General features: G+C 43.6%; 8 protein-coding genes. All 8 read right to left on the reverse strand.

Annotated elements, in window-relative coordinates; translation table 11 throughout:
• Positions 1 to 861: dTDP-4-dehydrorhamnose reductase (gene rfbD, locus CAG60_RS14655; RefSeq protein WP_161439267.1), on the reverse strand; the 861-nt coding region annotated here is incomplete at its 3' end.
• Positions 861 to 1,787 (reverse strand): glucose-1-phosphate thymidylyltransferase RfbA, encoded by a 927-nt coding sequence (gene rfbA, locus CAG60_RS14660; RefSeq protein WP_161439260.1) that lies wholly within the window; start codon positions 1,785 to 1,787, stop codon positions 861 to 863. The genes rfbA and rfbD, both read right to left, overlap by 1 nt.
• 77 nt (positions 1,788 to 1,864) lie before the next feature.
• On the reverse strand, positions 1,865 to 2,977 hold the full coding sequence (gene rfbB / locus CAG60_RS14665) for a dTDP-glucose 4,6-dehydratase (RefSeq protein WP_161439261.1): 1,113 nt from the start codon (positions 2,975 to 2,977) through the stop codon (positions 1,865 to 1,867).
• A gap of 138 nt (positions 2,978 to 3,115) precedes the next feature.
• Positions 3,116 to 4,126 carry an NAD-dependent epimerase gene (locus CAG60_RS14670; RefSeq protein ID WP_161439262.1) on the reverse strand — a complete coding sequence of 337 codons (1,011 nt, stop codon included), beginning with the start codon at positions 4,124 to 4,126 and terminating at the stop codon, positions 3,116 to 3,118.
• Positions 4,127 to 4,239: 113 nt separating this feature from the next.
• Entirely contained in the window at positions 4,240 to 5,571 is a 1,332-nt protein-coding gene (locus CAG60_RS14675; protein ID WP_161439263.1) for an MBL fold metallo-hydrolase RNA specificity domain-containing protein, read from the reverse strand.
• A gap of 196 nt (positions 5,572 to 5,767) precedes the next feature.
• Positions 5,768 to 6,772, reverse strand: coding sequence for an NAD-dependent epimerase (locus CAG60_RS14680; RefSeq protein WP_161439264.1), 1,005 nt, complete (start codon positions 6,770 to 6,772; stop codon positions 5,768 to 5,770).
• 99 nt (positions 6,773 to 6,871) lie between these two features.
• A complete protein-coding gene (locus CAG60_RS14685; RefSeq protein WP_161439265.1) occupies positions 6,872 to 8,038 on the reverse strand; it encodes a nucleotide sugar dehydrogenase in 1,167 nt (388 codons plus the stop codon).
• Positions 8,039 to 8,461: 423 nt separating this feature from the next.
• Positions 8,462 to 9,475, reverse strand: a complete 1,014-nt coding sequence (locus CAG60_RS16780) for a sugar transferase (protein WP_161439266.1) — start codon at positions 9,473 to 9,475, stop codon at positions 8,462 to 8,464.
• Positions 9,476 to 9,491: the final 16 nt, after the last annotated feature.

The following is a 9,491-nucleotide window of genomic DNA, read 5'->3' on the forward strand; positions in this document are numbered from 1 at the left end:
GTTATTAAGCGCTTGTTGCCAGTCGCTTGGGGTTACTGAAAATTGACGTTCAATCAACGAACAGTCTAAGCGAGAATTAGCTGGGCGTTTGGCCGGAGTTGGATACTGCTCAGTAGTAATAGCATGAATAATGGGACGCTTCTCAAGCACTCCTTGTTGCTGTGCTTTGCTAAAAATCGCCTCAGCAAATCCATACCAACTGGTATGAGGCAAACCGGAATAGTGATAAATACCAGATTGACACTTCCCTGTTTGACTATAACTAAGCACGATACTCACTAGGGCTTGTGCCAAGTCACCCGCATAAGTCGGCCCACCATATTGATCGTCAACAATGGATAGTTCCGAACGCGTTTTCGCTAACTTAAGCATGGTACAAACAAAATTGCTACCTTGCTCAGCAAAAACCCAAGCGGTTCTAATAATCATATAGTTATCGCAGCATGCTTGAATCGCTTGCTCGCCGGCTAATTTACTCAAGCCATAAACACTTTGCGGATTAGGGCGATCACTTTCCAGATAAGGATCTGCTTTAGTACCATCATAAACATAATCGGTGGAGATATGGATCAATAGAGCTTGATGCCGTTGAGCAGCTAACGCTAAATATTTCACTGCATGATGATTGACCGCATCACATGCCTCAGTGTCACTTTCTGCTTTATCTACGGCGGTAAAAGCGGCGGCATTAATAATAACATCAGGTACGATTTGACGGCATTTTTCTTCAACCAACCGTTGGTTAGTGATATCTAACTGCTCGCTGTCATAAGCGAAAAGCTGGATGGTTTTCTCTTGCTTCAATAAACGAACCAATGCCCGACCAACCTGCCCTTGGCTACCAGTTATCACTACTTTAATCATGATTTTTTCTTCTGCTCTTGAACCAGCTTCGCTAAGTACTGCCCATAATCGTTTTTTAGCATGCTGCTGGCGATACGCATCATACATTCATCACTTAACCACCCATTACGCCATGCAATCTCTTCTAAACAAGCCACTTTTAATCCTTGAATATTTTCTATGGTTTGCACAAAAGACGAAGCCTGATGGAGACTTTCATGAGTTCCGGTATCTAACCATGCAAAACCACGCCCGAGTAACTCGACATTTAACGATCCATCCTCTAAATATCGTTGATTGAGATCGGTGATCTCTAGCTCTCCACGTTGTGAAGGTTGAATTTGCTTAGCCCACTCTACCGCTCGCTGATCGTAAAAATAGAGCCCGGTTACCGCATAATCTGATTTAGGATACTGAGGCTTTTCTTCTATCGAGACGGCTTTTTGCCGCTCATTAAATTCAATCACCCCAAACCGTTCTGGATCTTTAACTTGATAGCCAAATACTGTTGCTCCATGCTGACGTTGAGCCACCTTTTTTAAAGTTTGTGAAAATGATTGCCCATAAAAAACGTTATCTCCCAGCACTAAGCAAACCGATTGCCCAGCGATAAAAGACTCACCGATTAGTAGCGCTTGTGCTAATCCATCAGGGCTAGGCTGTATCGCATAACTCAATTCAATACCATAGTCTGAGCCATCACCTAGTAAACGCTGAAAGCTGGCTTGATCTTCTGGTGTCGTGATGATGAGTATTTCTCGAATCCCAGCCAACATTAACGTAGAGATGGGATAGTAGATCATCGGTTTATCGTAAATAGGCAGCATCTGCTTTGACGTACCACGCGTTAGCGGATAAAGCCGAGTGCCAGATCCGCCAGCGAGCACAATACCCTTAGTATTGTGTTGAGGGTTTACTGCTGAATGTTGAGTGTTGAGTTCCATTTATTGACTTCTTATGATTCGGCTATGCAGTTTTGACAATGCGAGTGAGCTTTTTTATTAGCGATTTACTTTAACCATTAATGATTAGCGACTAGCCATTCACGATGATTTAAATACCATTCTACTGTTTTACGAATGCCTGACTCAAAAGATTCCTCAGGCTTCCAGCCTAATTCACGTTCAATTTTTGAGGCATCAATAGCATAGCGTCGATCATGACCAGGGCGATCAGTGACATAAGTGATTAGTGATGAATAACGACGATTAGGCACTGACTGCTGCCTACTCAATTCGGGTAGGCTTTCCGCCATTGGGGCTAATTCATCCAAAATAGAACAGATGGTTTTAACCACCTCAATATTTGGCTTCTCGTTATGACCACCGATGTTGTAAGTTTCACCGATCTTACCATTCACTAACACTTGATAGAGTGCACGAGCATGGTCATCAACATAGAGCCAATCTCGAATCTGTAACCCATTGCCATAAATTGGTAATGGCTTACCAGCCAACGCATTTGAAATTACATGAGGGATCAATTTTTCAGGAAATTGGTAGGGACCATAATTATTCGAACAATTAGTCACTAAAATGGGCAGACCATAAGTACGTCCCCAAGCACGGACCAAATGATCGCTCGCGGCTTTAGAAGCGGAATATGGACTAGAAGGAGCATAAGCTGTTGTTTCTGTGAACAGGGGAAGATTTTTCATGTTTAATTCATCATTCGCAATTAAACATTCATCATGCTCAAGATCGTCTGGGTGAGGTAAATCTCCATAGACTTCATCGGTCGAGATATGATGAAAACGGAACCTAACTTGCTTAGCGGGCTCCAGTGCCAACCAGTAATCACGACTTACGGCTAATAAATTGAACGTACCGACAATATTGGTTTGAATAAATGCCGCAGGGCCATCAATGGATCGATCAACATGTGACTCCGCCGCTAAATGCATAACAACATCTGGTTGATGCGTACAAAAAACCCGTTTTAATTCATCAATATCGCAAATGTCTACCTGTTCAAAGACATAGCTAGGATTATGCGCAGCCCCCGGAAGAGAGGCCAAATTACCAGCGTAAGTTAATTTATCGACATTAATAATCTGATGAGAGGTGTTGGCTAGTAAGTAACGAATAACGGCACTACCAATAAATCCGGCACCACCAGTGATCAAAAGCTTCATATGACGTTGGTTTTATAAACAGAATAAGTGCAAGGATAACGTTTTTTATCACGTTGGTCATGAATAAATAAGATGGCGGGGGGTTTAAGTTCTGGGTTCTAGGACCTAGGACCTAGGTCCTAGGTCCTAGGCACTAATTTACTTTCCTACTCGATAAAATTCACGATACCAAGCAACAAACTTAGCGACACCTTCTTGCACTCCAACTTGTGGTTGATAGCCTGTAGCCGCAAACAGATCGGTAGTATCCGCATAGGTTTGATAGACATCTCCCGGTTGCATACCGCGGAAATGTTTCTTCGCTTCAATACCAAGTTCAGTTTCAATGGCTTGAATGAAATCCATTAAGTTAATTGGACTGCCGTGACCAATATTATACAGCGCATAAGGTGCTGAACTGCTGTTTGGCTGACCTTGTTCTACTGTCCATGCATTATTGCGCTGAGGGATAACATCAGCAACGCGCACAACCCCTTCTACGATATCATCGATATAGGTAAAATCTCGCCACATATCACCATTGTTATTGATATCAATCGGATCGCCTTCAAGAATCTTTTTCGTGAAAATAAACGGTGCCATATCAGGGCGCCCCCACGGACCATAAACCGTAAAAAAACGCAGCCCCGTGGTAGGCAGATCATAAAGATGAGAATACGAGTGGGCCATTAATTCATTGGCTTTTTTTGTTGCAGCATAAAGAGAAACCGGATGATCCACGGAGTCACAGCTACTGAAAGGAACTTTACTATTCAATCCATAAACGGAACTGGAAGAAGCATAAACAAGGTGCTTGACCTTAGTATTGCGGCACCCTTCTAAAATATTGACGTGGCCAACCAAGTTAGAGTCTGCGTAGGAATGTGGGTTTTCAAGGGAATAGCGCACACCCGCTTGCGCGGCGAGATGAATCACTTTATCAAACTGGTGTTGAATAAAGAGCGCTTCTACCGCCTCACGATTGGCGATATCAAGTTGAATGAAAGTAAAATGGTCATGCTCAATTCGTTTAAGGCGAGCAAGCTTTAAAGAAACATCATAATAATCATTATTATTATCGATACCGATAACATGATGCCCTTGCTGGACAAGTACTTCTGCGACCCGACTGCCAATAAATCCAGCAACACCCGTGACAAGAAATTTCATACATTTACCTTCTAAGCGTCGAGTAGGTCGCCATTGAACCTAAACGTTAACGGTAAAATATTATCATGAAGATAAATTCACTCCAAAACGTTTTAAAGTTTAAACCGCTAAGGCTAAGTGATTACCACTCCATTAAACCCAGCTATTTCTAAAGCATGAGCAAAACCTTGCTTAGCTGAACGTTCACCGTGAATCAAATGTATTTCCTTTGGTGGCTGGTCGATACCTTTAATAAACGCGAGTAATTCAGATTGATCCGCGTGAGCGGAATAGCCCGACATCACATGAATACTGGCTTTCACATCAATCTCTTCTCCATCAATACAAATCGATTTTTCACCTTGGACAATGGTTCGACCTAGGGTACCCTCCGCTTGAAACCCTGCAAAAATCACATCAGTACGCTCATCTCCCAGCAACGCTTTTAAATATTCAACAATTCGTCCACCTTGGCACATTCCTGATGCGGCAACCACAATCGCGGGAGCACCGGTTGAGGCTAAACGATTCACTAACGCCTGATGAGTACGATAATCACTGATTTGTATGCACTGATCGAAAGCCAAAGGATGACGATGCATATCTAAACGCTGCTTTGCCTCCTCTCCCCATAGGGTTTTAAAACGACGGTAAGACTGAGTGACTTGTTGAGCCATTGGGGAATCAAGAATAATCGGCAGATCGGCATTAATTTTATGCTCAAAAATCAAGCGTTCAATATCAAACAGTAATTCTTGCGTACGGCCAACACTGAAGGCAGGAATTAAAATTGTGCCACCATTTTCTAAAGAACGCTGAATAATGTCGCGTAACTTCTCAGCGCGGCCAACCACATCATCATGGTTTCGGTTGCCATAAGTCGTCTCTATTACTAGATAATCCGCCCGCTGAGGCGATTGCGGATCAGGCAGTAATGGCGTATTGCTTGGCCCTAAATCGCCTGAAAACACCACCACTTCACCGTTAGCTAAACGAAGCTCAACATAAGCGGAACCTAAAATATGCCCAGCAGGTTGAAAACGAAGTTCAAGAGTAGCGGACTCCGGACGATGACACTCGACCGTTAACCAATCGCCATAACAAAGAGGACGTAACCGTTGTTTTATGGCTTGCAAAACTTGCTGAATTTGCCCACGATTCAGGCCCAATTGCAATTTAAGCCCATCTTCTAACATTAATGGGATCAGCTCTGCGCTGGCTGGCGTACAATAAATCGGCCCCGTAAAACCCGCAGTAAGCAACCACGGTACGCGGCCAATATGATCAATATGAGCATGAGTAATAATTAGCGCATCGATATGCTTAACCGGAAAATCTAACTCAACGTCTGCCGCATCTTTACCTTGAAACAACCCACAATCGATGAGCACAGCCACGCCATCGACGCGCAACTCATGACAAGAACCGGTGACAGTATGTTTACCGCCATGATGAAGTATTTGCATATCCTTTGCCTTATTCACAGACTCAATAAGCGCACACTAGCATAGTAAATAAAAAGCGAGATGGAAGGAGGAGGGAAAATTCGAGGCAGTTGGCAGGAAAGGGAGGGGAGTGAGATATTGTAGGGGATAGATCCTAGAATCTCGATTTTAAAGAACAGCAAAACTTAGATTCTAAACTCTCGCCCCAGCTAAAAAACTAAACTTGATAAAACTCGCGATACCAAGTGATAAATTCCGCGACCCCTTCCTTCACACCAATACGAGGGCGATAGCCAGTGGCAACGAACAGATCTTCAGTGTCAGCGTAAGTTTGATACACATCGCCCGGCTGCATACCTCGGAAATTTTTCTTGGCTTCAATCCCAAGTTGATCTTCAATCGCTTTGACAAATTCCATCAAATTAATTGGCGAACCATGACCGATATTATAAATCGCATAAGGTGCAGAGCTAGTGGCTGGCGTGCCAGATTCTACCGTCCAAGCCGCATTACGAGCCGGAAACACATCCGCAATTCGTACTACACCCTCAACAATATCGTCAACATGGGTAAAATCACGCCACATATCACCATGGTTATTAATATCGATGCTTTCACCCGCTAAAATCTTTTTAGTAAAGATAAACGGAGCCATATCAGGACGCCCCCAAGAACCATACACGGTAAAAAATCGCAGGCCAGTGGTCGGAATATCGTAAAGGTGCGAATAACTGTGCGCCATTAGCTCATTGGATTTTTTAGTGGCGGCATACAAAGAAACTGGATGATCGACCGAGTCAGAAGTAGCGAAAGGCACTTTCGCATTTAAGCCATACACAGAGCTGGACGAAGCGTAGACTAGATGGCCCACTTTATTTTGTCGGCAACCTTCAAGAATATTCAAATGACCGACTAGGTTTGAATCGGCGTACGCATGAGGGTTTTCGAGTGAATAACGCACCCCAGCCTGCGCGGCAAGGTGAATCACTCGCTCAAACTTCTCTTGTTCGAAAAGCTGCGCCATGGCATCACGATCAGCGATATCTAGTTGGATAAAACGAAACAGCGGGTGCTCAATACGCGCCAGTCTGGCATGTTTTAGATTAACATCGTAATAGTCGTTAATGTTATCAATGCCAATCACCTGATGGCCTTGTTCAGTTAATTTTTTTACGGTGGCGCTACCAATAAAGCCAGCGGCACCAGTGACTAGATATTTCATGTTTAAGTCTCGAAAATAATCGTGGAGTTAGGTTCTAGGTCCTAGGGTTTTGCTTTTCCCTAGGATCTAGAACCTGCTTTTTCCTAGGCCCTTTTTTACCTAATCACTACCAAACAAATCACGGGTGTAGACCTTATCCACTACATCCGCTAGCTCTTCCACCATACGGTTAGAGACAATCACATCCGCGGTTTGTTTAAACTCGTTTAAATCTTTAATCACCCGTGAATGGAAAAACTCCGGCTCATCGAGTACCGGCTCATAAACCACCACGTCAATACCCTTGGCTTTAATCCGTTTCATAATGCCTTGAATGCTCGATGCACGGAAGTTATCTGAACCCGCTTTCATGATCAAACGGTAAATACCCACCACTTTTGGCTGGCGCTTGATGATTGAATCAGCCACAAAATCTTTACGGGTACGGTTCGCCTCGACAATCGCGCCAATGATGTTATTGGGCACACTGCTGTAGTTAGCGAGTAACTGCTTGGTATCTTTCGGTAAACAATAACCACCATAGCCGAATGACGGGTTATTATAGTGGCTGCCAATACGAGGGTCTAAGCCGACACCTTCGATGATCTGACGCGCATCTAAACCATTGGCCTCAGCATAAGAATCTAATTCATTAAAATAAGCCACACGCATGGCTAAATAAGTATTCGAAAACAGCTTCACCGCTTCTGCTTCGGTAGAATCGGTAAACAGTACAGCAACGTCTTTCTTTTCAACCCCTTCAAGCAACAAATTAGCAAATACTTTTGCCCTTTCGCTCCGCTCACCGACAATAATTCGTGATGGGTGCAGGTTATCGTACAGCGCTTTGCCTTCACGCAAAAATTCAGGGGAGAAGAGGATATTATCGCAATTGAGCTCTTGTTTAATCCGTGCTGTGTAGCCCACGGGTACGGTCGATTTTATCACCATCACCGCCTGTGGATTAATCGCCATCACATCGCGGATCACCGCCTCAACTGAGCTGGTATTAAAATAATTAGTTTGCGGGTCGTAATCGGTAGGCGTGGCGATAATCACAAACTCGGCATCTTGATAGGCTTGTTGCTTATCTAAGGTAGCAACAAAATTAAGCGGCTTATGAGCGAGAAAGTGTTCAATTTCTGCATCGACAATTGGCGATTGCTTTTGATTTAACATGGTGACTTTATGTTCAACGATATCAACCGCCACCACTTGATGATGCAGGGCTAATAACGTGGCATTGGAAAGGCCAACATAGCCAGTACCTGCTACTGCAATTTTCATTGTTTGTTCCTGGTTTGAATATATAAAAGGTTATAGTGTCTAGAGAAAACCCACTCCGTCAGACTTTGTCTGCCACCCCTCCCTAGAGGGGAATTTGATTTAGCGTTAATTGACTAATTTTGCGATTAATTCATCGCTGACTTTGGCTCACTGATCCGTGATAACCACAGCGTTAACTAACACTACGTATGGATTCCCGCCTACGCGGGAATGACGGTGGGTGGTGCCGAAAATATACCGGAGATATAAACTTTACGGGGCAGAAACCATGGTGGTTTTCATTCCCCTCTTGAGGGTTGCCCGCAGGGCGGGGGGATGCAAACGAATTAGAGACTATAAGGTTTAAAGCTCTAAGATACCCACTCACGTTCGTCCTCCTCGCGCAGGCGTATTGTGCAACAAACGCCATCTCTAAGGTACGGGTTATCGCCCCATACCGAATAGAACTGTTTTGACTGTCAATAAAAGGATCTTAATTTCCATTTTCCAGTTTTGATGCTTTATGTAGTAAATATCGTATTTATGCTTCCACATCGCATCTTCAAGTGAAGCACCATAAGGATATTTAACCTGAGCCAAGCCTGTCACTCCTGGTTTAACAGCATGACGAAAACGGTAATAAGGGATGGCTTTTTCAAGATCGGCAATGAAAACTTCACGCTCTGGTCTTGGGCCAACCATAGACATCTCGCCTTTTAACACATTGATTAATTGTGGTAACTCATCAATCCGAGTTTTTCGAATAAATTTGCCCACTCTTGTTACCCGTGCATCGTTTTGTGTTGCCCATTGCGCCCCGTTTTTCTCCGCATCATTGCGCATAGATCGGAACTTAATCACTTCAAATTCGCGGTTATATTGCCCCGTTCTCTTCTGTTTGAAGAACACTGGGCCTGGCGATTCAAGTTTAATGAGTAGCGCAGTGATCAAACCCACGGGTATAGCCACCAAGGATAATGCAAACACAAAGAGTAAATCGATAAACCGCTTCTCCCAACCGTTTTTACGGTTAGTCAAAATAGAGAACGCCTTTTGATGTAAAAAATACCCACTATGCAGCAGTTCAAGTTCGGTAAAACCGAGCTTGCGGTCACAAAAGCTCACCAAAGGCTCAACCCAGCCGCCAAGCTCGGTTGCGGCAATCAAAAAGCTTTGTTGCTCTGGTTGCAATTCAGAGCTTTTAAAGTGGCATAAGGTTTTGTGTTTAAAATCACGAAGAGAGTAATCATTAATAATCATATGCAATGATGGATGACGTGCCGATAAATGCTCTATCTTGGCTACATCACTATCAGGACAATAGACATAAACAATATCTTGAGGCATGGCTTGATCTGTTAATAAAGGTCCATCCAAAGCAGCACCAGCCGTCTCAGGTTGAACATAATATTCGGTAGCCTGATACTTATGTATCAATGTAGGTACGTTTTTGTTCATGACGTTGTTTCTATAG

This window comes from Vibrio sp. V33_P6A3T137, assembly GCF_009904835.1.
GTDB classification, from domain to species: Bacteria; Pseudomonadota; Gammaproteobacteria; order Enterobacterales; family Vibrionaceae; genus Vibrio; species Vibrio metschnikovii.

What these genes read in the sequence shown, in the direction of transcription:
- rfbA (WP_161439260.1), bottom strand. Translation starts at nt 1,787, where the DNA reads ATGGAACTCAACACTCAACATTCAGCAGTAAACCCTCAACACAATACT.
- rfbB (WP_161439261.1), bottom strand. Translation starts at nt 2,977, where the DNA reads ATGAAGCTTTTGATCACTGGTGGTGCCGGATTTATTGGTAGTGCCGTT.
- CAG60_RS14670 (WP_161439262.1), bottom strand. Translation starts at nt 4,126, where the DNA reads ATGAAATTTCTTGTCACGGGTGTTGCTGGATTTATTGGCAGTCGGGTC.
- CAG60_RS14675 (WP_161439263.1), bottom strand. Translation starts at nt 5,571, where the DNA reads ATGCAAATACTTCATCATGGCGGTAAACATACTGTCACCGGTTCTTGT.
- CAG60_RS14680 (WP_161439264.1), bottom strand. Translation starts at nt 6,772, where the DNA reads ATGAAATATCTAGTCACTGGTGCCGCTGGCTTTATTGGTAGCGCCACC.
- CAG60_RS14685 (WP_161439265.1), bottom strand. Translation starts at nt 8,038, where the DNA reads ATGAAAATTGCAGTAGCAGGTACTGGCTATGTTGGCCTTTCCAATGCC.
- CAG60_RS16780 (WP_161439266.1), bottom strand. Translation starts at nt 9,475, where the DNA reads ATGAACAAAAACGTACCTACATTGATACATAAGTATCAGGCTACCGAA.